The sequence below is a fragment of the Arthrobacter sp. 10L424 genome (assembly GCF_056395325.1).
On sequence record NZ_JBFTJH010000001.1, the window covers coordinates 142301 to 167748 of the forward strand.

Annotated in this window: 22 protein-coding genes; 14 read left to right on the top strand and 8 right to left on the bottom strand. The window is 67.7% G+C overall.

Annotated elements, in window-relative coordinates:
- Positions 1–17 precede the first annotated feature (17 nt).
- Positions 18–1346, bottom strand: a complete 1329-nt coding sequence (gene paaK, locus AC1DC5_RS00695; RefSeq protein WP_476863861.1) for a phenylacetate--CoA ligase PaaK — start codon at positions 1344–1346, stop codon at positions 18–20.
- Positions 1347–1362: 16 nt separating this feature from the next.
- Entirely contained in the window at positions 1363–1884 is a 522-nt protein-coding gene (locus AC1DC5_RS00700; protein ID WP_441406352.1) for a hotdog fold thioesterase, read from the bottom strand.
- Positions 1885–2094: 210 nt separating this feature from the next.
- Here AC1DC5_RS00700 and pta point away from each other — a divergent pair, with 210 nt between their 5' ends.
- Positions 2095–4206 (top strand): phosphate acetyltransferase, encoded by a 2112-nt coding sequence (gene pta, locus AC1DC5_RS00705; protein ID WP_476863862.1) that lies wholly within the window; start codon positions 2095–2097, stop codon positions 4204–4206.
- A 28-nt stretch (positions 4207–4234) separates the two neighbouring features.
- Here the strand turns inward: pta and AC1DC5_RS00710 are convergent, their stop codons facing one another.
- Positions 4235–4483, bottom strand: coding sequence for a hypothetical protein (locus tag AC1DC5_RS00710; RefSeq protein WP_476863863.1), 249 nt, complete (start codon positions 4481–4483; stop codon positions 4235–4237).
- Positions 4484–4605: 122 nt separating this feature from the next.
- On the opposite strand from AC1DC5_RS00710, the gene AC1DC5_RS00715 reads away from it, so the two are divergent.
- Both AC1DC5_RS00715 and AC1DC5_RS00720 read left to right on the top strand, forming a co-directional pair.
- Positions 4606–5772 carry an acetate kinase gene (locus AC1DC5_RS00715; protein ID WP_476863864.1) on the top strand — a complete coding sequence of 389 codons (1167 nt, stop codon included), beginning with the start codon at positions 4606–4608 and terminating at the stop codon, positions 5770–5772.
- A 114-nt stretch (positions 5773–5886) separates the two neighbouring features.
- Positions 5887–6459 carry a GNAT family N-acetyltransferase gene (locus tag AC1DC5_RS00720; RefSeq protein ID WP_476863865.1) on the top strand — a complete coding sequence of 191 codons (573 nt, stop codon included), beginning with the start codon at positions 5887–5889 and terminating at the stop codon, positions 6457–6459.
- Positions 6460–6765: 306 nt separating this feature from the next.
- On the opposite strand, the gene AC1DC5_RS00725 is transcribed toward AC1DC5_RS00720, so the two are convergent.
- The 4 genes from AC1DC5_RS00725 to AC1DC5_RS00740 all read right to left on the bottom strand — a co-directional run bounded on the left by AC1DC5_RS00725 (position 6766) and on the right by AC1DC5_RS00740 (position 13734).
- Positions 6766–9207 carry a hypothetical protein gene (locus tag AC1DC5_RS00725; RefSeq protein WP_476863866.1) on the bottom strand — a complete coding sequence of 814 codons (2442 nt, stop codon included), beginning with the start codon at positions 9205–9207 and terminating at the stop codon, positions 6766–6768.
- Between the two features lie 8 nt (positions 9208–9215).
- On the bottom strand, positions 9216–9869 hold the full coding sequence (locus tag AC1DC5_RS00730; protein ID WP_476863867.1) for a peptidoglycan-binding protein: 654 nt from the start codon (positions 9867–9869) through the stop codon (positions 9216–9218).
- Between the two features lie 472 nt (positions 9870–10341).
- On the bottom strand, positions 10342–12558 hold the full coding sequence (locus AC1DC5_RS00735; RefSeq protein ID WP_476863868.1) for a S9 family peptidase: 2217 nt from the start codon (positions 12556–12558) through the stop codon (positions 10342–10344).
- A 96-nt stretch (positions 12559–12654) separates the two neighbouring features.
- The gene (locus AC1DC5_RS00740; RefSeq protein ID WP_476863869.1) at positions 12655–13734 is read right to left on the bottom strand and encodes an LCP family protein; all 1080 of its coding nucleotides are present in this window, start codon (positions 13732–13734) and stop codon (positions 12655–12657) included.
- Between the two features lie 190 nt (positions 13735–13924).
- Here AC1DC5_RS00740 and paaA point away from each other — a divergent pair, with 190 nt between their 5' ends.
- From paaA to galU, 7 genes are all read left to right on the top strand, one after another.
- Entirely contained in the window at positions 13925–14956 is a 1032-nt protein-coding gene (gene paaA, locus AC1DC5_RS00745; RefSeq protein ID WP_476863870.1) for a 1,2-phenylacetyl-CoA epoxidase subunit PaaA, read from the top strand.
- Positions 14953–15258, top strand: coding sequence for a 1,2-phenylacetyl-CoA epoxidase subunit PaaB (gene paaB, locus AC1DC5_RS00750; protein ID WP_024367847.1), 306 nt, complete (start codon positions 14953–14955; stop codon positions 15256–15258). The genes paaA and paaB overlap by 4 nt, the downstream gene beginning before the upstream one ends.
- On the top strand, positions 15255–16175 hold the full coding sequence (paaC, locus tag AC1DC5_RS00755; RefSeq protein WP_476863871.1) for a 1,2-phenylacetyl-CoA epoxidase subunit PaaC: 921 nt from the start codon (positions 15255–15257) through the stop codon (positions 16173–16175). Before paaB ends, paaC begins: the two co-directional genes overlap by 4 nt.
- Before the next feature lie 11 nt (positions 16176–16186).
- Entirely contained in the window at positions 16187–16756 is a 570-nt protein-coding gene (gene paaD / locus AC1DC5_RS00760; protein WP_476864153.1) for a 1,2-phenylacetyl-CoA epoxidase subunit PaaD, read from the top strand.
- Between the two features lie 15 nt (positions 16757–16771).
- A complete protein-coding gene (gene paaE, locus AC1DC5_RS00765) occupies positions 16772–18004 on the top strand; it encodes a 1,2-phenylacetyl-CoA epoxidase subunit PaaE (RefSeq protein WP_476863872.1) in 1233 nt (410 codons plus the stop codon).
- 34 nt (positions 18005–18038) lie between these two features.
- Complete coding sequence (locus tag AC1DC5_RS00770) at positions 18039–18818, top strand: enoyl-CoA hydratase/isomerase family protein (RefSeq protein ID WP_476863873.1); 780 nt, start codon at positions 18039–18041, stop codon at positions 18816–18818.
- Between the two features lie 99 nt (positions 18819–18917).
- Positions 18918–19808, top strand: a complete 891-nt coding sequence (gene galU / locus AC1DC5_RS00775; protein WP_476863874.1) for a UTP--glucose-1-phosphate uridylyltransferase GalU — start codon at positions 18918–18920, stop codon at positions 19806–19808.
- A 15-nt stretch (positions 19809–19823) separates the two neighbouring features.
- Here galU and AC1DC5_RS00780 read toward each other — a convergent pair whose 3' ends face one another.
- The gene (locus AC1DC5_RS00780; protein WP_346925226.1) at positions 19824–20288 is read right to left on the bottom strand and encodes an Lrp/AsnC family transcriptional regulator; all 465 of its coding nucleotides are present in this window, start codon (positions 20286–20288) and stop codon (positions 19824–19826) included.
- A 159-nt stretch (positions 20289–20447) separates the two neighbouring features.
- Here AC1DC5_RS00780 and pdhA point away from each other — a divergent pair, with 159 nt between their 5' ends.
- From pdhA to AC1DC5_RS00800, 4 genes are all read left to right on the top strand, one after another.
- Positions 20448–21722: a pyruvate dehydrogenase (acetyl-transferring) E1 component subunit alpha gene (pdhA, locus tag AC1DC5_RS00785; protein WP_476863875.1), complete on the top strand. Its 1275-nt coding sequence runs from the start codon at positions 20448–20450 to the stop codon at positions 21720–21722.
- Complete coding sequence (locus AC1DC5_RS00790) at positions 21719–22831, top strand: alpha-ketoacid dehydrogenase subunit beta (RefSeq protein WP_476863876.1); 1113 nt, start codon at positions 21719–21721, stop codon at positions 22829–22831. Before pdhA ends, AC1DC5_RS00790 begins: the two co-directional genes overlap by 4 nt.
- Before the next feature lie 2 nt (positions 22832–22833).
- A complete protein-coding gene (locus AC1DC5_RS00795; RefSeq protein WP_476863877.1) occupies positions 22834–24468 on the top strand; it encodes a dihydrolipoamide acetyltransferase family protein in 1635 nt (544 codons plus the stop codon).
- Between the two features lie 138 nt (positions 24469–24606).
- Entirely contained in the window at positions 24607–25422 is an 816-nt protein-coding gene (locus AC1DC5_RS00800) for an MBL fold metallo-hydrolase (protein WP_441406688.1), read from the top strand.
- Positions 25423–25448 lie beyond the last annotated feature (26 nt).

The following is a 25448-nucleotide window of genomic DNA, read 5'->3' on the forward strand; positions in this document are numbered from 1 at the left end:
GGGCTGGACAGGATGGGTCAGGCCTTGGGACGCATGTCGTAGATCCGGCGGAGCTTGCCGTTGGACCGCTCGAGGGAGCCTGGTTCGACGACGTCGACGGCGCAGGAGGACCCGACGTGGATCTTGATCTGCTGCTGCAGGACCTTGGCAGCCGAGGCGACACCCTCGACCGTGACGGACTCGCGGCGTTCGATCTTGACGGTCAGCTGGTCCATGCGCTGGCCCTCGGGGCGGGTGAGCTCGAGCTGGAAGTGCGGGCTCAGCTCGGGGATGCGCAGCGCGATCTCCTCGATCTGGGAGGGGAACAGATTCACGCCGCGCAGGATGATCATGTCGTCGCTGCGGCCGGTGATACGGCCCATGCGGCGGTGAGCGGGGCGGGCCGTGCCGGGCAGCAGGCGGGTGAGGTCCTTGGTGCGGTACCGGATGATCGGCAGCGCCTCTTTGGTGAGCGAGGTGAAGACCAGTTCGCCGTGTTCGCCGTCGCCCAGGACCACGGACTGATCAAAGGCATCGATGATCTCGGGGCGGAAGTGGTCCTCCCAGATGTGGCTGCCGTCCTGGGTTTCCACGGCCTCGCCGGCGACGCCCGGCCCCATGACCTCGGAGAGCCCGTAAATGTCGCAGGCCTTGATGTTCATGGTCGTCTCGAGTTCGTGGCGCATTTCCTCGGTCCACGGCTCGGCGCCCAGCACGGCGAACTTGAGCGACGTGGAGGCCGGGTCGATGCCCTGCTTCATCATCGCGTCGGCGATTGTCAGCAGGTAGGTCGGGGTGGCCAGGATGGCGTCGGGTTTGAAGTCCTGGATGAGCGTGATCTGGCGTTCTGTCTGGCCGCCCGAGATCGGGATGACCGTGCAGCCGAGGGCCTCGGCGCCGGCGTGGGCGCCCATCCCGCCGGTGAACAGGCCGTAGCCGTAGGCGTTGTGGACTTTCATGCCGGGGCGGACGCCGGAGGCGCGCAGCGAGCGGGCAACGAGCTTGGCCCAGTCGGCAAGGTCCTTCTTCGTGTAGCCCACTACGGTGGCGCGGCCGGTGGTGCCGGAGCTCGCGTGGATGCGGGCCACCTCGTGCTGCGGCACGGCGAACATTCCGAAGGGGTACTCCAGGCGGAGGTCTTCCTTGGTGGTGAAGGGGAACTTGCCGAGGTCGGAGAGCTCACGGAGGTCGGTGGGGTGGACGCCGGCTTCGTCGAACTTGCGCTTGTACAGGGGAACACGGTCGTAGGCGTAGGCCACGGTGTGCTGCAGGCGGCTGAGCTGCAACGCCTCGAGCTCGTCGCGGGAGATGGTTTCTTCGCGGTCCAGGACAGCTTCACTGGCGGCGGCGACGGTTTCTTGGGTCATCTGGGGTTCCCTGTTTCTATTTCTTGGAGATGGTGCGGCTGCGGCCGCGGAACTCGGCGACGAGTTCGCCCGCAGGGGCGTCGGTGGGGAGTTCGCCCGGGGCCGTGGCGGCGTGCGCGGCGCCGGCGGGTGCCGACTGCCGTGCCTCAGGAGTGCCCGGATCTGCGGCGTAGATCTGGATGTCATAGAGGCCGCTCCGGCCAGTGCTGGCGCGGCGGTTGGCGACGGCGGTGAGGACCTGGCCACGGAATGCCGGCTTGAGGAAGTTGATGTCGACGCCGGACGCCACGGTGATGTTGCCTTCGTCAGCCGGTTCCGGGTCGGCCGGGTTGCAGGCCAGCGCGAAGGCGGTGTCCCCGAAAGCAAAGATCATTCCGCCGTGGGCCATGCCGAACCCGTTGAGCATTTCCTGCCGGAGCGCCATGCGGATCGTGGCATGTCCGTCGTCCAGCGCCACAACTTCGATGCCCATCCATTCGGACGCGTAGTCGTCCTTAAGAATGGGGTGGGTGCCACCGGAAACCGTCAGTTCAGCCATGCGTCATTGCCTCCAGCTTTATTTACCGAATGTTCATTAGGTAATCCCATTTGGGTGCCTTCTGTCAAGAGCTGACAGGCGTATGAAGCGGTCGGCGGAGGACATAACGGCCGTCGAAAAGCACCAGAATCAGGACCCGGAAGCCGGCTCGCCGGCAAGAGAAAGTAGGCTGGAAGGGAAGCAGCACCACTTCACAGCAAAGGGCGAACAATGGCCAAAGGAATCTACGTCAGCGCGACCACGCCGGGCTCCGGCAAGTCCCTCATAGCGCTGGGGCTTGCGGACACCCTGCACCGGCACGCGGACCGCATCGGCTTCTTCAAACCAGTGGTCCACGGCAGCGACGCCGCCTCGGATCCCATGGTGGCCCTGATGAAGTCCCGGTTCGACCTTGATGACGAGCGCTGCCGCGGCGGGCTGACCTTTGCCGAAGTCCGGGCGCTCCTGGCCGAGGGGAACCGGGCGGAAATCGATGCCCGGTGCGTGGAGATATTTGCCGAAATGTCACGCCACTGCGACGTGGTGATCGTGGAGGGCACCGACCTCACCGGCCAGGACGCCGCCGTCGAATTCGACCTCAACGCGCGCCTCGCGAACAACCTGGCCGCCTCCGTCGTGGCCGTGGTGGGCGCGAAGGGGCGCACCGTGGCGGAGGCCGCCGACGCCGTCGAGGTTGCCCGGAAGGAACTGGCGGCGGAACGCTGCAGCCTGCTGGCCATCATGGTGAACCGCGCCGACCCGGAGGACGTGGACGGGATCGTCGCGGCCGTGAAGCCCGGCGCGTCCGGCCGGCCCGTGTATGTCTTCCCGGAGCTCGAGGACATTGCCCGGCCAACCACCGGCGAGGTGGCCGCGGCCCTGGGGATCCGCCAGGTGGCCGGCCGCCCGGACATGGAACGCGACGTCCACTCCATCAAGGTGGCGGCCATGAACGTGGCCAACTTCCTCCACGTGCTCGACGACGGCGCGCTGGTGATCGTCCCGGGCGACCGTGCCGACGTGATGGTCGCGTGCCTGGCGTCGTCGTTCTCGCCGGATTTCCCGGTGCCGTCGGCGCTGATCCTCACCGGCGGCCTGGCCCCGGACCCCAACATCTACTCGTTGCTGGCGCAGGCCCCGTTCCCCGTTTTCGCCGGCCCGGACGATACCTACACCACCGCGAAGCGGGTCTCCGAGGTCCGCAGCGAAATCTGGTCCGGGCACCGCCGCAAGGTGGCCTCGGCCGTGGGGCTGTGGGCGAAGCGCGTGGACGAGGCGGAGCTCGTGGAGCGCCTGCACCTCCCGCGGCTGGAGCGGATGACGCCGCTGCGGTTCCTGCACGACCTCATCGAGCGGGCGCGGCTGCAGCGCCGGCACATCGTGCTGCCCGAGGGGAACGACGTGCGGATCCTGCGTGCTGCGGAGATCCTGCACCGCCGGGACGTCTGCGACCTCACCATTCTGGGCAGAGAATCTGAAGTCCGGGAGCTGGCATCCACCCAGGGCATCGACATCTCCGGCATCGACATCGTGGACCCTGCCACGTCCGAGCTGCGCCAGGAGTTCGCCGAAAAATACGCGGAGCTGCGCGCACACAAGGGTGTCGACCTGGCCCGGGCCCTGGAAGTCATGCTCGACGGCAGCTACTTCGGCACCATGATGGTCCATCTGGGAGTGGTGGACGGCATGGTGTCCGGTGCCGCGCACACCACCGCCCACACCATCCGGCCGGCGCTGGAGTTCGTGAAGACCCGTGACGGCGTGAAGATCGTTTCCTCGGTGTTCCTGATGCTGATGCCGGACCGGGTGCTGGTGTACGGCGACTGCGCGGTCAACCCGGACCCGAACGCCGAGCAGCTGGGGGACATCGCGCTGGCCTCGGCCGAGACCGCCGCGCAGTTCGGCGTGGAGCCGCGGGTTGCCATGTTGTCCTACTCCACCGGAGGGTCCGGAAGCGGCGAGGCGGTGGACAAGGTCCGGCAGGCCACCGAACTCGTGCGGGACCGCCGCCCGGACCTCGCCGTCGAAGGGCCCATCCAGTACGACGCCGCCGTCGACGCCGCCATCGCCGAGTCGAAGATGCCGGGCTCATCCGTGGCCGGCCAGGCGACCGTCTTCATCTTCCCGGACCTGAACACCGGCAACAACACCTACAAGGCGGTCCAGCAGTCCTCCGGGGCGGTCGCCGTCGGCCCCGTGCTACAGGGCCTGCGGAAGCCGGTCAACGACCTCTCCCGCGGCTGCACCGTGGAGGACATCGTGAACACGGTGGCCATCACCGCCATCCAGGCCCAGTCCACGGCGCCCGCCGTCGAACCGGCCGCGTCAGCCGCGCACGCGTAGCGGGGGGACCGGCGTCAGCTGTTCTCCGTCAGCTGTTCTCCGGCTCTGCCGGGCTGTCAGGGTCTTCCTGCTTGGCCGGCTCGTCCGCCAGGCCCTCAGGGGTGAGGTCCAGGTCCTCCACGTTCTCGGGCGGCTCGGGGGACTCGCCCACCTCGGCGGCCTTGAGGTTCCCGGTGTCGTCCAACGCCGGGTTCGCGCCTTCGACGCCGGTGGGGTCCGGCTTCTTGGATCCGGTGTCCGGCGCGCTGCTGTCCTGCTCGTTGGTGCTGTCAGTCATGAAAAGCCCTTCGTGCGGAGACCAATAGGTCCGCCGACTCTAGGCGCCCGCCGCGTCCGATGCAATGGCGATACGATCGAACTTCCACCGACCACCGCTGCAGCCAAGGCTTAGGAGGCCCAGTGCTCGTCCTCGTCATCAACTCAGGCTCGTCCTCACTGAAGTACCAGGTTCGCGACGTCGAAGCCGGCAGCGTGCTCGCCGAAGGACTCGTCGAGAAGATCGGAATGGGCAACGGCGGCGAGGGCGACGGCGAGCTCGAGGGCCCCCGCGATCACGCTGAGGCGCTGGAACTGGTGGACGCGGAGATCCACGCCGCGCTGGGCGACCGGGTGCTCGACGCCGTCGGGCACCGGGTGGTGCACGGCGGGGAGCGCTTCGCAGAGCCCGTCCTGGTCGATAACGAGATCACCCGCGCCGTCGAGCGGCTTAACCCGCTGGCACCCCTCCACAACCCGGCAAACGTGCTGGGCATCCGCGCGATCTCGAAGAAGTGGCCGGAAATGCCGCAGGTCGCCGTCTTCGACACCGCCTTCCACCGGACCCTGCCGGAGCACGCCTGGCGCTACGCCGTACCGGAGGAGCTCTACACCAACCACGGGATCCGCCGCTACGGCTTCCACGGCACCTCGCACGAATACGTCGCGCACCGGGCCGCGGCGATGCTGGATGTCCCGGTGGACGAGTTCGACGCCGTCATCGCCCACCTCGGCAACGGGGCCTCGGTGACTGCGATCCGCGGCGGCCATTCCGTGGACACCTCCATGGGGTTCACCCCTCTGGAGGGCCTCGTGATGGGCACCCGTTCCGGCGATTTGGACCCGTCCATCCTGGTCTTCCTCGGCCGGGCCGGCTGGTCCCCGGAGGACCTGGATTCCATGCTCAACCGCCAGTCCGGGCTCAAGGGACTGGCCGGCAACAACGACATGCGCTCCGTGGTGGAGGCCGCGGAAGCCGGCGACGCCAAGGCGGCCATGGCGCTCGCCGTCGCCTCCTACCGGCTCGCGAAGTACATCGGCGGCTACCACGTGGCTGTCGGCGGGGCGAAGGCCCTCGTCTTCACCGCCGGGATCGGGGAGAACTCCCACCAGTTCCGCGCCCTCGTGGCGGAACGGCTGGGCGCCCTGGGCGTGCAGCTCGACGACGGACTGAACCGCGAGCGGTCCAAGGACCCCCGTGTGATTTCCTCGCCGTCCTCGGCCATCCCCGTGCTCGTGGTGCCAACCGACGAGGAGCGGGCGATCGCCGAGGCGACCGCCGCCGTCGTCGGCGCGTCGGTTGCTCCGTAACTGCCCTTTTCACGGCTCAAAACGGCACCCTGGGCCCACGCCGGCAGGGTTCCCTGGCCGAGCTTGCGAGGCGAGGGGGCCGGTGGGGAGCAATCGATGGGTAGCGTGGAGGACATGACCGAACAGAACTTGCCCCTCCGCCTGCCCCTCCGCACTGACCGGCTGGTGCTGCGCCGCTTCGAGGCCGGGGACCTGGACGCCTTCTACGCCTACCATTCGCTGCCCGAGACCGCACGGTTCCTGCCCGGGGAGGCGAAGAGCTACACCAAGTCCATGGAGTCCGTAGGCAAATACGCCAACTTCGTCTTCGAAAAGGAGGGCGACTGGATCTGCCTGGCCATCGAGGCCGCGGACTCGCCCGGCCTACTCGGCGAAGTGGTGCTGAAGTGGCTGCCCGGCCGCGGGCAGGCCGAGATCGGCTGGAGCCTGGCTCCGGAAGCGCGCGGCAAGGGGATTGCGGCCGAGGCCGCCGATGCGCTGCTGAAACTGGGGTTCGAGGAGCTCGGCTTCCACCGGATCGATGCCAAGCTGGATGCCCTCAACACGGCCTCCGCAACGCTCTGCGAGCGGCTGGGCATGCGGCTCGAATCCACCCAGGTGGACAAGTGGCACTACAAGGGACAGTGGGCAACGGAAGTCGTCTACGCCGTTCTTGCGGATGAGTGGAAGTCCCGGCAGCGAGCCTAGGATTCACCGCTTTGACGAATTACCGGCCGTGGCGCGACGCTCCTTCCCAGTTACTTCCGGCCGCACTGCCACGCCCCCACGGAAACCCGCGGTTCCGTGAGCAGGACGCGGGGTGTGGTGCCGAGGAACTGGGCAGGAGCGTCGCCGCTCGTCAATCAGCGACCAACCCCGCCCGCGAACGCCCGGTCCGTTCCGCAGACAACTCCGCTGCGGTAAAAGTCCCATGACGCGCCAACGGACCAGCGCTACGGGAATCCGCGTAGCGCTGGTCCGTTGGCGCGTCGTCAGCCGGAACCGGAGCGGTGCCTACGGTGCCGGCGGGGCTGTGGCTGTTGGAGCGGCCGACGGAGTGACAGGCGCCGGCCCGGTGGCCGTTCCCGCGGACTGCGTGGGCTGCGGTCCGGCCGGGCCCGTTCCTGCTGGCGCCGTGGCAGTGGAGGTAGCTGCTGGCGCCGTACCCGCCACACCAGGCGTGGCCCCGGAGGTGGCACCCGGAGTGGCCCCGGGCGTTGCACCCGGCGTGGCAGGGGGTGCGGTCGAAGGACCTGGCGAACTGCCCGTCGTGGCGGGGGCGGTGCCGGTGGAACCGCCCGGGGTGGCGCTGGGGTCGCTCCTGATGACCTCCATGATTTGCAGCTTGAAGGCGTCCAGGCGCCCCTGGATCTCCGAGAGCGGCACGTTCCGCAGGTTCCGCCCGTACTCCGCGATCTGCTGCCACAGCGCGTTGAGCCTGGTCATACCGTCGGCGCTCAACGGGCCGTCCAGCGTGAGGACCAGTTGGCTCGCCAGGGCGTACGTCAGGCACCGCACGCAGTTGTAGTTCGCGGCCGCCGAGAGGTTTTCCGGGACGATCACGTCGGTCTGCCCCACGATCAGCACCACCTGGAAACCGACCGCGACGGCGGCGCAGTCCGCGCAGCTGGCGAAGGCGTAGGCCTCGTTGCGGGTGGTGACGTCCCCGCCGTCGTCGGCCCAGACCAGCGCGAAGGCGACGTCGTAGACAACGGAACCGTCCGTGGTGTTGACGGCGAGGGACTGGTTGCCGTCCTCCTCGGGTGCGGCCGGCCGGTCGAAGGGGAACACCCACGACGGCGGCGCCGCAGTCCCGGCCCCGGCCGTCCCGGCGTCGCGCGGCACCAGGACCATGCTGAGCTGCGGCTGCTCACGGGTGGGCTTCTGGGCGCCGGCGGGCCAGAGTGCGACGGTGCGCCCTGACTGGCCTTCCCTCATTCCGGTGGTTGCCCCGGCTGGGAAGACGGCGGTGGTGGCGTCGGCCAGGGTGCCCCGCTCGTAGGGCTGGACGGGGCGGTAGGTTTCGGCGCCGGGCCACCAGGCCCAGGCGAGTCCTGCCACCACGGACGCGATCAATGCGAGGGCCGTCCCGCGCTGGAGCGCCTTGCCGCGGGTCTTCTGCCAGAGGCCGCTGATGATTTGCCGTCCCAGGCGGAACAGGATGTAGAAGATGCCAACCACGGGAAGCGCGACGGCGGCAATCGCCAGGATCCGCACTGCGGCGTCGACCATGTCCCCGCCGCCGAAGCTGTGGTTGAACATGGCGTACTGCTTCTGCGCGCTGTCCCACGCCGTGCCGAGGAGCCGCGGCAGGGACAGCACCATGAGGACAAGGCTGAAGAGGAGCAGCGGAACGGTGATGAGCACCCAGGCAGTGACCACGGCGCGGGCCCACGGCTTGAGGACCTGCGCCTCGGGGTCAGTCCGGCGCCACGGCAGGAGCCCCAGCAGGGTGGGTTTGATCCGCTGGAACAGGTCGGGAACCCCGGTGGCGTCGGCGAGGATGTGGTAGCCGTCGAAGCGGACCAGCGGCAGGAGCTGCCGGACCATCTGCAGCACCTGGGTCACGACGACGAGCAGCAGCGCATCGAAGCCGGTGGCCCACCAGATGCCCATGATGGCGACGGCGACGATCGCGTTAAAGTACAGGCCGCCGAGGTCGGTCCGGATGCGTCCGGCGCGGCCCAGCCGGTAGGAATCGGTGACGTCGGTGAAGAACGCGGGCCAGATCAGGTACAGGCCGGTGCCCATGGCGCCCGGGGTTGCTCCGCCGCGCCGGGCTGCCGCAGCGTGCCCGAATTCGTGGAACCCGGCGGACAGCACGGTCACCACCAGGATCAGCAGCACGAGGCCCGGATTTGCGAAGGCTTCATGCGTGGCCGAGGCCAGACCCTTGACCATCAGCACCCACCAGCAGCTGGCGAGGAACGCCGCGGTGACCAGGACCACGATCAGCGGGTTGAAGAGCACGGCAAAGGGGGCGGTGATGCGGCGTGTGCGTTCCGGGTCCGTGACGGTGTAGCGGAACTTCATCCCGAGCAGCGGGTCGGCCTTGCGGACCTCCGGCTGTGAGCCGTCGGCGAGCTGCAGCAGGCCCAGCGGCAGCAACTGCGTGTCGATCAGTGTCCGGATGTTCTCGGCAGTGACCAGCCGGCCGGATCCGGTGCTGGCGCGGCTGGCGATTTCCTCGACGCCGCGGGTGCCGTCGATCGCTTCGAGCACCAGGTACAGCAGCGGGGTGAGCTGCAGGGTCTGGCCGTCGGCGCGGCGGACCAGGGAGGGCGCCTCGCGGTAGCCGGAACCCTTGGTCTCGCCGAGGAGCTGGACGCCGTCGGCCCGGACCGGGACCGGCAGGGTGCCGGCAGCCGGCGCAGGGGAAGCTTGCGCCGGGGAATCGGGCGCAGAGGAAACCGGCGGGCCGTCCGGGTTGGACGGCCCGCCGAGCGGAGTGTTCATCCGGGGAACTACTGCCGGAGGTCGGACTGCTGGTCGGCCGTAGCCGTGGCTTCGCCCGTGATGTTCTGGTTGATGATGGCATCCTGCTGCGAGACGGCGAAGGCGTTGCTGTCGATGGAGCCGATGTTGGCGGCGACGGCGGCGTCGATCGGGGCGGCGACGTTGGCGTTGGCGGCGACGGCACCGTTGATCGGGGCGGCGATGTCGGCGGCGGCGTCCAGGTCCACGTTGACGTTGAGCAGGTTGGAGTTGAGGGCGCTGTTGACGTCGGTCGGCAGTGCGCTTTCCTCCGCCGAGACATCCGTGGTGCCCGTGTCGGTGCCGTCGGTGCTGCCGGCGTCCTGCTCGATGGTGCTGTCTTGCGCGGACTCTGCAGTGGCATCGGCGTCGATGCCCTGGTTGATGATGACGCCCTGATCGGACAGCGCCTGGGCGTCGGAACCGAAGGACAGGATGTTTGCGGAGGCCGCAGCGTCGATTGGGGCCGCGACGTTGGCGTTGGCCGCGATGGCGAGGTCGATCGGTGCGGCGGCGTTGATGCCGAGGTCCAGGTCTGCGTTGAGGTCCAGGATGGAGGCCACCTCCTTGTCCGGTAGTGCAGTGCCTGTCTCCGCCATCAGTTCAGCGTCGCTCAGCGGGGTCAATCCCTGTTCAGTGCTCATGAATAGCTCCAGTTCCGGCACAGTTTCTGCTGCCCCCAGTGAGCAGTTTCCAGACCGATGTGCCTCATGCTGGTCAATAGTAAGCATGGTTAGCATTAATTGGCGCAACCCGGCGCCCATCGATTGCTCCGTAACTGCCCTAATGCGGGCTCAAAAGGGTAGGTGCGGAGCAATGGATGGCCCCGCTCGCCCCCCGTACCGCCGACCGGCCGCGGCTGAGCCGGGGTTGGCTGGACCGCTGGACGCGAATCCGCCGACGAAGCCGGGGTTGGCCCGACAGTTGGACGCGAATGGCCGCTACAAGGCATCTCATAGCGGCCATTCGTGGCGAATCGGCGATGGCGCGGCGCCGTGGAAGTGACGGCCCGGCAAGCCCGCCACCACAGGCACACCCTGACCCATCGCTTGCTCCGTAACTGCCCTTATGAGGGCTCAAAAGGGCAGTTCCGGAGCAACCGATGAGAGGGGAACGCTACTTAACCCCGGCCCCCGGCATGAGGTCCGTGGCGCCGAGGGAATCGGCGACGAATGCGTAGTCCCAGGCGCGTTCCTTCCACTGCACGTAGCGGCCCGATGCGCCGCCGTGGCCGCCTTCCATCTCGATCTTCATCACGATCGGCTCGCTGCCGGTATTGAGTTCGCGCAGCCGTTGAACCCACTTGGCGGGCTCCACGTAAAGCACCCGCGTGTCATTAAACGAGGTGACCGCAGCGATCTTGGGGTAAGCCACTGCCCGGACGTTTTCGTACGGCGTGTAGGACTTCATGTACTCGTACACGGAGCTGTCGGTGATCGGGTTACCCCATTCCTCCCACTCCAGCGCGGAAAGCGGCAGTTCGGGATCCAGGATGGTGGTCAGGGCATCCACGAACGGCACCGCCGCCACGATCGCCGCGTACTTTTCCGGGGCCAGGTTGGCGACGGCGCCCATCAGCAGCCCGCCGGCCGATCCTCCCATGGCCGCGATGCGTGCCGGGTCCACCCAGCCGGACTGTGCCAGCCAGTCGGTGGCCGCGATGAAGTCCGTGAAAGTGTTCTTCTTCTGCAGCTTCTTGCCGGTGTCGTACCAGTGCCGGCCGAGTTCGCCGCCGCCGCGGATGTGGGCGATCACGAACACGATGCCCCGGTCCAGCAGGGAGAGCCGGGGGATGCCAAAGCCCGGATCCATGCTCATCTCATAGGAGCCGTAGCCGTACACAAGGCCCGCCGACGTCGAATCGCGGGCAACGGTGACGTGGCGCAGGACGGAGAGCGGGATCCGCGTGCCGTCCGAGGCCGTGGCCCACTCGCGGGTGGCGACGTAGTCCGCGGCGGAATAGCCGCCCAGGACCGGGCTCTCCTTGCGCAGGAGCAGCTCGCCGGCGGGCTGTTCCGGGGTGGGAAGCACAAAGTCGTAGACCCTGGACGGGGTGAAGTAGGAGGTGTAGCCCATCCGGATCACGGGCGCCTCGTAGTCGGAGCCGGCGACGCCTGCGGTGTAGAGCTCCTCCTCGAAAGCGGGCTCCACCGGTGCACCCTGCTCCGGCGTGCCCAGCCCGGCCAGTGGCAGGACATGCACGCGCTCGATGGTGTCTTTGCGGACGGAGACCACCAGATGAGTCGACGTGACGCCGGCGCCGTTGACGCGCACCTGGTCGGAATGTTCGACGACGGCGGTCCAGTGCTGCTCGGCGAGCGGCTTGGCGAGTTCGGCCGGGTCCACGAGGGAGACCATGGAGTTGATGGCGTCCTTGTTGTGGGTCAGGACGATGGCCTCGGCCTGCTGCCCCGCGGCGTCCGTCAGCAGGAACGGCTCGGCCTCGTAGAGGATGCGCTCGTCGCGGGAGATCACGGTGCGGAGTCCGGCGTCGAGCGCGTCGAAGCGCAGCAGGCGGGTCTCGCTGAATTCCGAACAGCCGATGCTCAGCACCAGGTGGCGCCGGTCGGCGGAGAGCTCGAAGCCCAGCCACATGGCGACGTCGTCCTCCTGGTAGATGACCTCATCATCGGCGACGGGCGTGCCGAGCACATGGGACTTCACCTGGTAGGGCCGCCAGGAGTCGTCCACCACGGTGTAGAAGATCCGTGTGCCGTCGGGGGAGAACGAGATGCCGTAGAAAACGTTCTCGATCACGTCGGGAAGCAGTTCCCCGGTCCGCAAGTCCTTGATGCGCAGCGTGAACCGTTCGTCACCGGCGTTGTCCACGGCGTAGGCGTAGAGGTTCCCGTCAATGGTGACGGCGGCACCGCCGACGGCGAAGAACGGCTTGCCCGCTGCCTCGACGTTGCCGTCCAGCAGGATTTCCTCGCCCGGAATCTCGACGTCGACCTCGACGGACGGGGGAGTCCAGTCGGCGACGCGGTCTCCGGTGTCCCTGGCCCGGACGCGGCACTGGATGCCGTATTCCTGGCCCTCCACGGAGCGGGTGTAGTACCACCAGCCGTCCTTGCGGTTGGGAACGGAGAGATCCGTTTCCTGGGTGCGGCCCTTGATCTCCTGGAAGATGGCTTCGCGCAGCGGCTCCTGATGGGCCGTCACCGCCTCCTGGTAGGCGTTCTCCGCCTTGAGCAGCTCCACGACCTCAGCGGATTCCTTGTCCCTCAGCCACTCGTAGTTGTCCTCGAAGGCATCGCCGTGGTGCGTGCGGAGGGCGGGGATTTTCTTGGCAACAGGGGGCTGCGGGGACGGCTGCACGGGAGTCTGGGTCATTTCTCCAATCTACTATCAGGGCAACGGGCGCGTGCCGTCATTTGCCGCGCCCGAGTTGCCGGCGTGGCCCCGGGGAGGCGGAACCCGGCGCGGCACTCAGTTCCCGTTCTGCAGCCCGTTCGCTGTAATGTACTCGCCCAGGGTGCCGGATGACAGGGCGGCGGAAACGGCGGCGGTGGCGGCCGGGTTCTGCCAGACAACGGACTGGCCGGTCCCGGTGGTACCGGTGCCGGCGGTGGGGAGCGTGAAGAACACGCCGTTGCCGGCCGGCACGGTGCGCAGGCTGAATGCGAGCCGTTCCAGGGTTTCCAGGGTCAGCCCCGGTGTCACCGCGACGTGGGGCAGTACGCCCGTGACGAACGCGTGCGCCGTTGCACGGTCGGCCAGGACACCGTTGCCCACGGCCTTGGCCAGTACGGCCTTGAGGAAGGTCTGCTGGTTCCGGACCCGCTGGTAGTCGCCGTCGGAGAACGCCTTGCGCTCCCGGACAAAATCGAGAGCCTGGGCGCCGTTGAGATGGTTCACGCCCGGCGCAAAGTACTGCCCGGACCCCAGTGTGGAAGTAAACGGCAGCTTCACGTCGACGTCGATGCCGTTAACGGCGTCGGTCAGGCCGGCGAAACCGGGGAAGTCCACCATCACCGTGTAGTCGATCTTCTGGCCCAGCAGGGACCCCACGGTCTGGGTCATGAGGGGAACGCCGCCCAGCTCGAGTCCGGCGTTGACTTTGTCCGCGCCGTAGCCGGGGATGTCCACCCACAGGTCCCGCATGATGGAGATGCCGTAGACGCTCTGGCGGTCTGCGGGGAGATGGATGAAGACGAGGGTGTCCCCGCGCTGGTCGGAGGTTCCGCCGGAGGCGGCGACTGCGCGGTCGTCCACGCGGCTGTCGCTGCCGATCAGCAGGATGTTCAGCGCCGTAGGCGGCGGTTCCGGAGTCGGCGTCGGAGTGGGAGTCGGAGTGGGTGCGGGGGTGGTCTCCGGCGCCGGGGCGGACGTTTCCACGGTGGCCGCGGGTTCGGTCCGCGGCTGGTTCAGCAACAATGCCGCAACGGCTACTGCGACCACAGCCAGGCCGGCGATGATGGCGATGATTATTGTCCGACGGCGGTTCATCCCGCCCGCCGCCGCGGCGGGGCCTGCGGCAGTTTCCTTTGGTTCCGGCGACGTTTCCATGGCCGGACGTTACCACCGCGGCGCGCCAAATAGTGGCAGGCGCCACAATATGCGCATTGATGACAGCCGCGCCGGATGGCCGCCGTCATGCCTGCCTGCGGAGAGCCGTTGTGCTTGACGCATCTCCCGCCTTCCGCATATCCTGAACGAACGGTCGGTAATTATTTATCGGAAATGCATAGGAGCAACCATGGCATCGCAGACCCTGCAGTCAGTGCCCGGAGAACCAACAGCGGCGCGGCACGAACAGAGCGCCGAAGATGCGGCCCGGCGTGACGCTGAAGGCCAGGCATACTTCGACAAAGTCATGGCGGACGATTCGCGGATCGAACCCCGCGACTGGATGCCCCCGGCCTACCGCAAGACCCTGTTGCGCCAGATCTCGCAGCACGCGCACTCGGAGATTATCGGCATGCAGCCGGAAGCCAACTGGATCTCCCGCGCCCCCAGCCTCAAGCGCAAGGCCATCCTCATGGCCAAGGTCCAGGACGAGGCCGGCCACGGCCTGTACCTGTACTCCGCCGCCGAAACCCTCGGCCAGCCGCGCGACCAGATGATGCAGGACCTGATGGACGGCAAGGCCAAGTACTCCTCCATCTTCAACTACCCCGCCCGCACCTGGGCCGACATGGGTGCCATCGGCTGGATGGTCGACGGCGCCGCTATCGCCAACCAGGTGCCGCTCTGCCGCGCCTCCTTCGGCCCCTACGGCCGCGCCATGGTCCGCGTCTGCAAGGAAGAATCCTTCCACCAGCGCCAGGGCTTTGAGATCCTGCTGGAACTCTCCCACGGCACGCCGGAGCAGAAGCAGATGGCCCAGGACGCCGTGAACCGCTGGTACGCCCCGGCCCTGATGATGTTCGGCCCGCCGGATGACGACTCGCCCAACTCCAAGCAGTCCATGGCCTGGAACATCAAGCGCTTCAGCAACGACGAACTGCGCAACCGTTTCGTCGGAATGATGATGGAGCAGGTCAAGGTCCTGGAACTCACCCTCCCGGACAAGGACATCCGGTTCAACGAAGAAACCAAGAAATGGGAGCACGGCCCCCTGGACTGGGATGAATTCCACGAGGTCCTCGCCGGCCGCGGCCCCTGCAACGCCCAGCGCCTGGAAAGGCGCCGCGAAGCACACAACAACGGCGCCTGGGTGCGCGAAGCCGCAGCAGCGTACGCGGAAAAGCAGGCCAAGAAGCAAGCAGAGAAGGAATCCGCAGCATGACAACCCCCGAACCGCACGCAGGAAACGTCTGGCCCATCTGGGAAGTCTTCGTCCGCTCCAGCCGCGGCCTCTCCCACGTCCACGCCGGCTCCCTGCACGCGCCGGACGCCGCCATGGCCCTGCGCAACGCCCGCGACCTCTACACCCGCCGCAACGAAGGCGTCTCCATCTGGGTTGTCCCGGCCGACGCCATCGCCTCAAGTGACCCTGACGCCAAGGGATCGTTCTTCGAGTCGCCCCAGGGCAAGGACTACCGGCACGCGACGTACTACACCAAGAGCGAGGGCGTGAAGCACCTGTGAGCACCTCACCCGAAACTACGGCAGAAACCGGCGGCCACGGCGACCTCAACGTCGGCGTCAAGGGCGCAAGCGGCACTGGCGAGGCCACGGCCAGCGCCACCCGCATCACCCCCGGCAACGCCCTCCGCCCCGAGGACATCGCGCTCGCCGTCAGCCGCGGCACCGCGAAGCCGGACGAGGACGTCGCCGAGTTCGCCCTGCGGCTGGGCGACGACGCCCTGATCCTCGCGCAGCGCCTGGGCCACTGGATCTCCCGCGCCCCTGAGCTCGAAGAGGACATTGCCCTCGGCAACATCGCCCTCGACCAGCTGGGCCACGCCCGTTCGTTCCTCAGCTACGCCGGCGGACTGGACGGCCGGAGCGAGGACGACCTCGCCTACTTCCGCCGCGAGCCCGAGTTCAGGTCCGTCGAGATCTTCGAACTCCCCAACGGCGACTTTGCCGTCACCATCGCCCGCCAGTTCGTGGTCAGCTACTACCAGTTCGAGCTCTACCGCCGGCTGGCGCAGTCTACCGACGCCACCCTCGCCGGCATTGCCGCGAAGGCCGTCAAGGAAGTGGATTACCACCGCGATCACAGCGCCCAGTGGGTGCTGCGCCTCGCCCAGGGCACGGAAGAGTCCCGCGGGAAGATGATCCACGCACTCAAGGCCATCTGGCCCTACGTGGACGAACTGTTCCGCGACGACGAACTCACCGCCCGCCTCAGCGCTAGCGGCGCCGCCGTCGAGCCGTCCAGCCTGCGCGCCGACTTCGACCGCCTGACCGGCGAGGCCCTGGCCGCGGCCGAGCTGGAAGTTCCCAAGGTCCAGCCCGCTCCCGGCGGCGGACGCAGGGGACTGCACTCCGAGCACCTCGGCTACCTCCTCGCCGAAATGCAGGTGCTCGCCCGCGAGTACCCCGGAGCCAGCTGGTAACCACCATGGAAATGTACGTCAGCCACCCCACGTCCGCGGACGGCCGCCCGGCGGAGCATAAGACACCCGAGCAGAAGGCCTGGGAACTCGCCGCCACCGTCTGCGACCCGGAAATCCCGGTCCTCACCATCGAGGACCTGGGGATCCTGCGCAACGTCCAGGTGACAAAGGAACCAAACGCAGCCGACGGCGTGATGGTGCCCACCGTTCATATCACCATCACGCCGACCTACTCGGGCTGCCCCGCGATGGACGCCATCCGGGACGATCTCAAGACTGCCTTCAAAAGCGGCGGCTACCCGAGCGTCAACGTCGAGATGGTCCTCTCCCCGGCCTGGACCACCGACTGGATGAGCGAGGCCGGAAAGGCCAAGCTGCAGGAGTACGGCATCGCCCCGCCGTCCGGACACTCGGCCGCCCTGCGGCACGCCGGGCCGGTCCGCCTGTCCCTCGCCGTCAAGTGCCCGCAGTGTTCATCGCTGAACACCAAGGAACTCACCCGCTTCGGTTCCACCTCCTGCAAGGCGCTGTACGTCTGCCAGGACTGCAAGGAACCGTTCGACTACTTCAAAGTTTTGTAAGGAACAGGTGCCCCCATGACTGTTGTCCGCCAGACCGCCGCTGAAACGGCTGCAGCCACCGGCCGCCGTCGTGCGTCCTTCCACCCGCTGACGGTGGACGAGGTCCGCCGGCTCACCGATGATGCGATCGAGGTGACCTTCGGCGTGCCGGCCGAACTCGCCGGCCAGTTCGATTACCTCCCGGGCCAGTACGTCGCGCTGCGCACCACCTTGCCGGATGAGTCCGGCGAGCCAAAGGAAATCCGGCGCAGCTACTCGATCTGCGCCGAGCCGCGGAGCTTCGCGGACGGCAGCAGCGAGATCCGGGTCGCAATCAAGAAGGACCTGGGCGGCCTGTTCTCCACCTGGGCGAACGCCGAACTCAAGGCCGGGAACGTCCTGGACGTCATGAGCCCGATGGGCGCGTTTGTGTCCAAGCACGGCCGGGACGGCAAAGAGCAGAACCTGATGAACTCGATGAACCACCCCGAGGAGATGGCCAGCGAGCTGGCGGGGGAGCCCGGTTCCTTCGTCGCGATCGCCGCGGGCTCCGGCATCACCCCGGTGATCGCGATTGCCCGCACCCTGCTCGCCGCGCACCCGGAAACCCGCTTCGACCTGGTCTACGCGAACAAGGCCGCCATGGACGTCATGTTCCTCGAGGAGCTCGCCGACCTGAAGGACAAGTACCCGTCCCGGCTCGCCCTGCACCACGTGCTCTCCCGCGAACAGCGGATCGCCCCGCTGCTCAGCGGCCGGATCGACGCCGAGAAGCTGCAGGCCCTGCTGGGAACCGCCATCCACGCCGACGACGTCGACGAGTGGTTCCTGTGCGGCCCGTTCGAGCTCGTCCAGCTGTGCCGGGACACCCTGGCCGAGCGCGGCGTCAACGCCGACCACGTCCGGTTCGAGCTGTTCACCACCGGCAAGCCGGACCGTCCCGAGGGCAACGCCGGCCGTCCGGTGGTTGTGGACGAGTCGCAGGCCACGTACAAGATCACCTTCAAGCTGGACGGCCTCCAGGGCGAGGTGGCCAGCCCCACCCACGCCCGCGAGTCGATCCTGAACGCGGCCCTGCGCGTCCGGCCCGACGTCCCGTTCGCATGCGCCGGCGGCGTCTGCGGAACCTGCCGCGCCAAGGTGGTCACCGGTGCCGTCACGATGGACGAGAACTACGCCCTCGAGCAGGACGAACTGGACAAGGGCTACGTGCTGACCTGCCAGTCCCACCCCACGACGCCGGAAGTCACCGTCGACTTCGACGTCTAACCCACCACCCGGTACCACTCCAACGAGGAGCCCCATGATTTCCCTCTCCATCGCCGACGGCGTCGCCGAGATCGTCCTCAACGCCCCCTACAAGCTGAACTCGCTGGACGAGCAGGCCCTCCGCGACCTGTCGAAGGCGTACGACGACGCCGCTGCCGCCGCCTCGCGCGGTGAAGTGCGGGCGCTGCTGCTCAGGGGAGAGGGCCGCGCTTTTTGCGCGGGACGGGACATCGCCGGCGTCACGCCGGAGACCGACGACGTCCAGGGGTACCTGGGCGGGCTCCTGCAGCCGCTGCTGAAGAAGATGACAGCCTTCCCTGCCCCCACCTTCGCGGCGGCCCAGGGGGCCTGCCTGGGTGTGGGGCTGGGCCTGCTCCTCGCCACGGATGTCGTGTACGTGGCGGAGAACGCCAAGTTCGGATCCCCCTTCGCGAACCTTGGTGCCACGCTCGATTCCGGCGGGCACTGGTACTTCACCGAACGGCTCGGCATGCACCGCACGCTGGACCTGATCTACACCGCCGAACTCATGAGCGGCGCGGATGCCGTGGCCCAGGGGATGTTCAGCCGGGCCATGCCCGCGGCTGACCTGCTGGAGAACACCCGGGCGATCGTGGCCAAGGCCGCCACCGGCGCCACGAGCGCGTTCACTGCAAGCAAGGATCTCGTGGCGCACATCCGGGACCAGCGGCTGGGGCTCTGGGAGTCCATGGAGGAAGAGAACGCCGAGCAGGCGCGCCTCTGCAAGACCGAGGATTACTCCGAGGGATTCCGGGCCTTCCAGGAGAAGCGGACCCCGGTTTTCAAGGGCTAGCCGGGCCGGAAAACGGGCGGTACTGAGACCGGGTTGTCTCGGTACTTGTCTTTGGTTGAAGCCATTCTCATTTAGAAAATGCGCTTGTATGGTTCGGTTATGACTTCGGGGAAAGCAGTAACAAAGGCTGTCATTCCGGCCGCGGGACTCGGGACACGCTTCCTGCCTGCCACCAAGGCGATGCCCAAGGAAATGCTGCCCGTGGTCGACCAGCCGGCCATCCAGTACGTTGTCGAGGAAGCTGTCCGCGCGGGCCTGACCGACCTGCTGATGATTACCGGACGGCAAAAGCGCGCCCTCGAGGACCACTTTGACCGTGAGCCCAGCCTCGAACGCGCGCTGGAGCTCAAGGGCGACCTCGAAAAGCTGGAAGCCGTCCAGCACGCCTCCGCCCTGGGGCCCCTCCACTACGTCCGGCAGGGGGACCCGAGGGGATTGGGCCACGCTGTCCTGTGCGCCCGCCAGCACATCGGCGACGAGCCGTTCGCCGTCCTGCTCGGCGATGACCTGATCGACGAGCGCGACGACCTCCTGAGCACCATGATCGACGTGCAGGCCCGGACCGGCGGCTCGGTGGTTGCCCTGATCGAGGTGGATCCCGCCGAGATCAGCGCCTATGGCTGCGCCGATGTTTCGGCCGTCGACGGCGAAGGCCATGTGCGCGTCAACCGGCTCGTGGAAAAACCGTCCATAGCCAATGCCCCCTCAAACCTTGCCGTCATCGGCCGCTACGTGCTCCACCCGGCGGTCTTCGACGTGCTGGAGGAGACAGAGCCCGGCCGCGGCGGGGAAATCCAGCTTACGGATGCCCTGCAGACGCTGGCCGTCTCCGGCTGCGAAGGCGGCGGCGTGTACGGCGTGGTCTTCACTGGCCGCCGCTACGACACCGGCGACAAGCTGAGCTACCTGAAGGCGGTCATCTCGATCGCCTCCGAACGGGTGGAATTCGGTGAGGAGCTCAAGGCCTGGATGAAGGCCTTCGTCAGCTAGCGAGCGGTCGGTGCGCTACCGCGTGTCCAGGTCCTCAAACACCAGGAACGTCTGAGTGTCCAGCACGCCGGGCATGGACTGCAACTGGTCGAAAATCACCCGGCGCAGATCAATGTTGTCCACTGCACGCACCAGCAGGATCACATCGAAGTCGCCGCCCACCAGCGCAATGTGGTGCACCTCCGGGATGGCCCGCAGCAGCTCCCGGAGCTCCCGCCAGGAATGCTGCCGGACCTTCAGGGTCACATAGGCCGAGGACTTCAGGCCGGCCTTGATGGGATCCACCAGCGCCGTGAACTTGGTCAGCACCCCCTCGCCGGTCAGCCGGGCTATCCGCGTGTACGCATGGGCGCGCGAGATGTGGACGTTCTCCGCGACCTGCGTGACGGACATCCGGCCGTCCCTGGTCAGTTCCGCAATGATGTTCCGGTCCACATCATCCAGCGGCACCGCCGCCGGTTCCGCCTCGGCCTCTGCCATTTGTCCACAACCTCCGCCGGTAATCCAGCTCACACTTACGATTTGTCTTCCAGAATAGGCCAATATTCTGGACTTCTCCACGATTTCCGCTGGAGCTGGATACGAAACATCTCCCCGCGCCATACTGGGAATGAATAGTGGCTACAGAAGGACGGACCAATGACGATCTCCGCAGACCACACTGCGCAGCAAGCGGGAGCCGACGACCAAGCGTCCAGCGCTGCCGCGCCCGGCCCGGAAGTTCCAGCAGGAGCCCCGGGAGACGCCGTCAACGAGGCGGTGCGCAAGTTCGGCATCACTGTTGAGGACTACATGCTGCCGGCCCGGCACCAGATCCAAATGGTGGGCCCGGACGGCACCCTGAACCCCCACACCGAGCAGGGCACCCAGCCCGGCCACGAGTACGCCCTCCCCGGCGACGAGGAGCTGGTGGCCGCCTACGAGCAGCTCGTCGTCGGACGTCGCGTCAACGACCAGAACTCCGCCCTGGTCCGGCAGGGCCGCATGGCCGTCTACCCGTCCAGCCACGGCCAGGAGGCCTGCCAGGTGGCCGCCGCCCTCTGCCTGTCCGACGGTGACTGGATATTCCCCACCTACCGCGACTCCGTGGCCGTGATGGCCCGCGGCGTTGATCCCGTCCAGACCATGACGCTCTTCCGCGGCGACTGGCACGGCGGCTATGACCCGGCCAAGCACAAGGTCGGCATCCAGTGCACCCCGCTGACCACCCAGCTGCTGCACGGCGTCGGCGTGGCCCACGCAGCGAAGCTGCGCGGCGAGGACACCGTTGTCCTGGCCATGTGCGGCGACGGCGCCACGAGCGAAGGGGACTTCCACGAGGCGCTGAACTTCGCCGCGGTGTTCCACCTCCCGGTCGTGTTCTTCGTCCAGAACAACCAGTACGCGATCTCCGTGCCGCTGGCGCACCAGTCCGTCGCGCCGTCCCTCGCGCACAAGGCCGTGGGCTACGGCATGGCCGGCGAACGCGTGGACGGCAACGACATTGTGGCCCTCCTGGCCGTGCTCGGCCGGGCCGTAAAGCTCGCCCGGGAAGGCTCCGGCCCCCTGCTGGTGGAGGCCCACACCTACCGGATGCAGGCGCACACCAACGCCGACGACGCCACCCGGTACCGTCAGGACAGCGAAGTCGCCGAATGGGTGGCCAAGGACCCGCTGAGCCGGATGAAGACCTACCTGACGGACCGCGGACTGCTCGACGACGAGCGCGCCGCCGGGATCGCCGAGAAGGCGGAAGCCGTTGCGGCCCAGCTCCGCGAAGGCCTGAGCGAGGAAGTCCCGGTGGAACCGCAGGACCTGTTCAAATACGTGTTCTCCACACCGACGCCGCAGCTGAAGGAACAGTCCGCTTTGCTCGCCGACGAACTCGCCCGCGACGCCGCATCCGCCACGACCTCCGAGGAGGCCTCACGATGAGCCCCACCATCACCACGTCCTCCGAAGTCAACGGCAACGTCAGCGCCGCGACCGCCCGGGCGGCCGCCAAGGCTGCTGTTGAAGCCGAAAAGACCGGCCCGCAGACCATCACCCTCGCCAAGGCCCTGAACACTGCCATGGCCGACGCCATGCACGCCGACGAGTCGGTCCTGGTCTTCGGCGAGGACGTCGGCATGCTCGGCGGCGTCTTCCGCATCACCGACGGCCTCACCAAGACCTTCGGGAAGAGCCGCTGCTTCGACACCCCGCTCGCCGAATCCGGCATCGTCGGCATGGCCGTGGGCATGGCTATGAACGGCATGCGCCCGGTCATCGAGATGCAGTTCGACGCCTTCGCCTACCCGGCGTTCGAGCAGATCGTCAGCCACGTCGCCAAGATGCACAACCGCACCAAGGGCACCGTGAAGCTGCCTATCGTCATCCGGGTCCCGTACGCAGGCGGCATCGGGGGAGTGGAGCACCACTGCGACTCCTCCGAGGCCTACTACGCCCACACCGCCGGGCTCAAGGTCTTCACGCCCGCCACCGTCGCCGACGGCTACCGGATGCTCCGCGAGGCCATCGACTCGGACGATCCCGTAATGTTCATGGAGCCCAAGAAACTGTACTGGTCCAAGGACCAGGTGGACCTGGGCGCCCTCCGCGCCGAACACACGCAGAACATCGAGCGCGGCACGTCCTCCGAAGGCCGGGCAGCCGTCGCCCGCCCCGGCACGGACGCCACGCTGATCGCCTACGGACCGTCCGTCCCGACGGCGCTCGCCGCCGCCGCGGCGGCCGCCGGGGAAGGCCGCTCCCTCGAGGTGATCGACGTCCGCTCGATCGTGCCGTTCGACGACGAAACGGTCTGCGCTTCGGTCCGCAAGACCGGCCGCGCCGTGGTCATCGCAGAGGCCCACGGCTTCGCGTCCGTGGCCTCCGAGATCGTGGCCCGGGTCCAGGAACGCTGTTTCCACCATCTGGCCGCGCCGATCCGCCGCGTCACCGGCTTCGACGTGCCGTACCCGGCGCCCAAGCTTGAGCACTATTACCTGCCCGGCGTGGACCGCATCCTCGACGCCGTTGACGACCTCCAGTGGGAAGACTGACCATGAGCGAACCGAAAGTATTCCTCCTCCCGGACCTGGGCGAAGGCCTCACCGAAGCAGAGCTCGTGAACTGGCTCGTGGCCGTGGGCGACGAGATCCGCGTCGACCAGCCGATTGCCGAGGTTGAGACCGCGAAGTCCATGGTCGAGGTGCCCTCCCCGTACGCCGGGACCGTGGCCGTGCTGCACGGCGAGCCCGGCCAGACGCTCGACGTCGGCAAGCCGCTGATCTCGGTGATGCCAGTTGGTGCCTCCGTGGCTTCCGGTGCCGCATCTGGTGGCGCCGCCACAGGCAATGCCGCCCCCGCCCCTTCGCCGGACGGCATTGCTGCAAGCAGCATGCCGTCCGGCTCCGACAGGCCCGATGCCACTCCCGGGGCGGCATTGCCTGCGCCGGCTGGGTCTGCTGGGTCCTCGCCGGCTGCTGTGGCGGTGTCGCCTGATGCGGGTTCGTCGCCTGGCGCTCCCGCTGACTCGCCTGCTTCTGCCGCCGCTGAGGCCTATCGCGAGGAGGAGAAGGCCGGGTCCGGGAATGTCTTGATTGGTTACGGGACTCCTGGCGGGCATGGGGTTGCTCGGCGGACTCGGGCTCGTAAGGGGGCTGCCGGGACTGCGGTGGTTGAGCCGGTTGCTGGGGTATCAGCTGCGGAGAAGGCGGCGGACGACTTGTTGCTGATGCGGACGCGGGTTCCCGGGAAGTTGGGGGCTGTTATTTCGCCGCTCGTTCGGCGGATGGCGCGGGACCATGGGGTTGATTTGGGGGAACTCCAGGGCTCGGGGGCCAGCGGGCTCATCATGCGGCGCGACGTTGAGGCTCGTATCAAGCCGTCTGTCGTTGAGCGTTCGGAGGCGGCGCCGGTAGAAACCCAAGCGGCAGCGCCGGTTGCGGGCAGCAGCGACACCGATGCGCGCACCGGGCTGGGCGTTACCGGGCGGACCGCGGTCCGCGGCGTGCGGAAGGCCGTTGCGGCCAACATGACGCGCAGCCGTTCCGAGATCCCGGAAGCCACGGTGTGGGTGGATGTAGACGCCACTGCCCTCGTGGAGATGCGTGCCGCGCTGAAGAAGGCTGACCCGCACCACACGCCGGGTCTGCTGGCGTTCATCGCACGGTTCGTCACTGCCGGGCTGAAGAAGTTCCCGGAGCTGAACACCCGGATCGTGACCACGGAAGACACCACCGGCGGAGCGTCCCAGGAGATTGTTGCCTTCGACGGCGTCAACCTCGGCTTCGCGGCCCAGACCGACCGTGGCCTGATGGTGCCGTCAGTGCGGAACGCGGACAAACTCAGTGCCCGCGAACTGGACGCCGAGATCCGGCGGCTCACCGCCGTCGTGCGCGACGGCAAAGCGACCCCGGCGGAGCTGGGCAGCGGCACGTTCACGCTGAACAACTACGGGGTCTTCGGGGTGGACGGCTCGGCCGCCATCATCAACCACCCCGAGGTCGGGATCCTCGGCGTCGGGCGCATTATCGACAAGCCCTGGGTGGTCAACGGCGAACTGGCCGTACGCAAGGTCACGGAACTGACCCTCACCTTCGACCACCGGGTGTGCGACGGCGGGACCGCCGGCGGCTTCCTGCGCTACGTGGCCGACGCGATCGAGAACCCCGGCTCGGTGCTCGCGGACCTCTGAACGCGGCCGGCGCCGCGCGGGCGGAAAGACCGCCCGCGCGGGGCCCGCTTCCAGCTTCCGGCCAGCTCCGGTGGGTACAATTGAGGGCAGAACATCGCACCAACGACGCCGGAACACCGCCCGGAATACGGAGATTTAATGTCACGATGGCTCGAGGTTGGCCAGGACAACTACGTCCTGACCACCCAAAGTTCCCTGCTCAACACCGGCCTGGTTGTCGGCGCCGAACGCGCCCTGGTGATCGATACCGGCAGCGGACCCCGGCAGGGTCGCGAGATCCTGGATGCGGTGCGGGAAAAGACGCAGTTGCCGCTGGTCGTCGTCAACACCCACGCCCACTACGACCACTTCTTCGGCAACGCGGTGTTCGCCGATGCCGGTGTGACCGAGTTCTGGGCGCATGAGAACTGCGCCGCGGAGATCGGCGAAAACGGCGACAGCCAGCGCCGCGCCGTCGGGGCCGATGAGCCCGAAATGGCTGCCGGCGAAGGCAGCACCACCGACATTGTCGTCCCGAACGCGATCGTCAAAGACCAGCCGGTCCTCCTGGACCTCGGCGGCCAGACTGTCACGTTCTTCTACCTCGGCCACGGCCACACCGACGGCGACCTCCTCGTCGGAACAGGCACCACCCTCTACGCCGGCGATCTGGTGGAGCAGGGCTCCCACCCGTCCTTCGAGGATTCCTTTCCCGAGGAATGGGCCGACGCCCTCCGCCATCTCTCGGCCCTGCGGCACCGCTACGAATTCCTGATTCCCGGCCACGGGGAACCGTGCAGCGACCAGTTCGTCAAGACCATGGCCAACACCATGACCACTGCCGTGCGGCAGGCTACCCAGGCGACCCGGGAAACCCCGGACGACGCCACCAAGGCCATCCCGATCCTGCCCTACGGGCCGGAGCAGTCCCGCTGGTTCATCACGCGGCTGCAGGAGACCCGCGCGCACCACTGAGTCCGCGGGTTTGGGCCGTCGATGGT

Excerpts from the sequence above, each read along its gene's own strand:
- paaK (WP_476863861.1), bottom strand. The coding sequence starts at position 1,346 with ATGACCCAAGAAACCGTCGCCGCCGCCAGTGAAGCTGTCCTGGACCGC.
- AC1DC5_RS00700 (WP_441406352.1), bottom strand. The coding sequence starts at position 1,884 with ATGGCTGAACTGACGGTTTCCGGTGGCACCCACCCCATTCTTAAGGAC.
- pta (WP_476863862.1), top strand. The coding sequence starts at position 2,095 with ATGGCCAAAGGAATCTACGTCAGCGCGACCACGCCGGGCTCCGGCAAG.
- AC1DC5_RS00710 (WP_476863863.1), bottom strand. The coding sequence starts at position 4,483 with ATGACTGACAGCACCAACGAGCAGGACAGCAGCGCGCCGGACACCGGA.
- AC1DC5_RS00720 (WP_476863865.1), top strand. The coding sequence starts at position 5,887 with ATGACCGAACAGAACTTGCCCCTCCGCCTGCCCCTCCGCACTGACCGG.
- AC1DC5_RS00725 (WP_476863866.1), bottom strand. The coding sequence starts at position 9,207 with ATGAACACTCCGCTCGGCGGGCCGTCCAACCCGGACGGCCCGCCGGTT.
- AC1DC5_RS00730 (WP_476863867.1), bottom strand. The coding sequence starts at position 9,869 with ATGAGCACTGAACAGGGATTGACCCCGCTGAGCGACGCTGAACTGATG.
- AC1DC5_RS00735 (WP_476863868.1), bottom strand. The coding sequence starts at position 12,558 with ATGACCCAGACTCCCGTGCAGCCGTCCCCGCAGCCCCCTGTTGCCAAG.
- AC1DC5_RS00740 (WP_476863869.1), bottom strand. The coding sequence starts at position 13,734 with ATGGAAACGTCGCCGGAACCAAAGGAAACTGCCGCAGGCCCCGCCGCG.
- paaA (WP_476863870.1), top strand. The coding sequence starts at position 13,925 with ATGGCATCGCAGACCCTGCAGTCAGTGCCCGGAGAACCAACAGCGGCG.
- paaB (WP_024367847.1), top strand. The coding sequence starts at position 14,953 with ATGACAACCCCCGAACCGCACGCAGGAAACGTCTGGCCCATCTGGGAA.
- paaD (WP_476864153.1), top strand. The coding sequence starts at position 16,187 with ATGTACGTCAGCCACCCCACGTCCGCGGACGGCCGCCCGGCGGAGCAT.
- paaE (WP_476863872.1), top strand. The coding sequence starts at position 16,772 with ATGACTGTTGTCCGCCAGACCGCCGCTGAAACGGCTGCAGCCACCGGC.
- AC1DC5_RS00770 (WP_476863873.1), top strand. The coding sequence starts at position 18,039 with ATGATTTCCCTCTCCATCGCCGACGGCGTCGCCGAGATCGTCCTCAAC.
- galU (WP_476863874.1), top strand. The coding sequence starts at position 18,918 with ATGACTTCGGGGAAAGCAGTAACAAAGGCTGTCATTCCGGCCGCGGGA.
- AC1DC5_RS00780 (WP_346925226.1), bottom strand. The coding sequence starts at position 20,288 with ATGGCAGAGGCCGAGGCGGAACCGGCGGCGGTGCCGCTGGATGATGTG.
- pdhA (WP_476863875.1), top strand. The coding sequence starts at position 20,448 with ATGACGATCTCCGCAGACCACACTGCGCAGCAAGCGGGAGCCGACGAC.
- AC1DC5_RS00790 (WP_476863876.1), top strand. The coding sequence starts at position 21,719 with ATGAGCCCCACCATCACCACGTCCTCCGAAGTCAACGGCAACGTCAGC.
- AC1DC5_RS00795 (WP_476863877.1), top strand. The coding sequence starts at position 22,834 with ATGAGCGAACCGAAAGTATTCCTCCTCCCGGACCTGGGCGAAGGCCTC.
- AC1DC5_RS00800 (WP_441406688.1), top strand. The coding sequence starts at position 24,607 with ATGTCACGATGGCTCGAGGTTGGCCAGGACAACTACGTCCTGACCACC.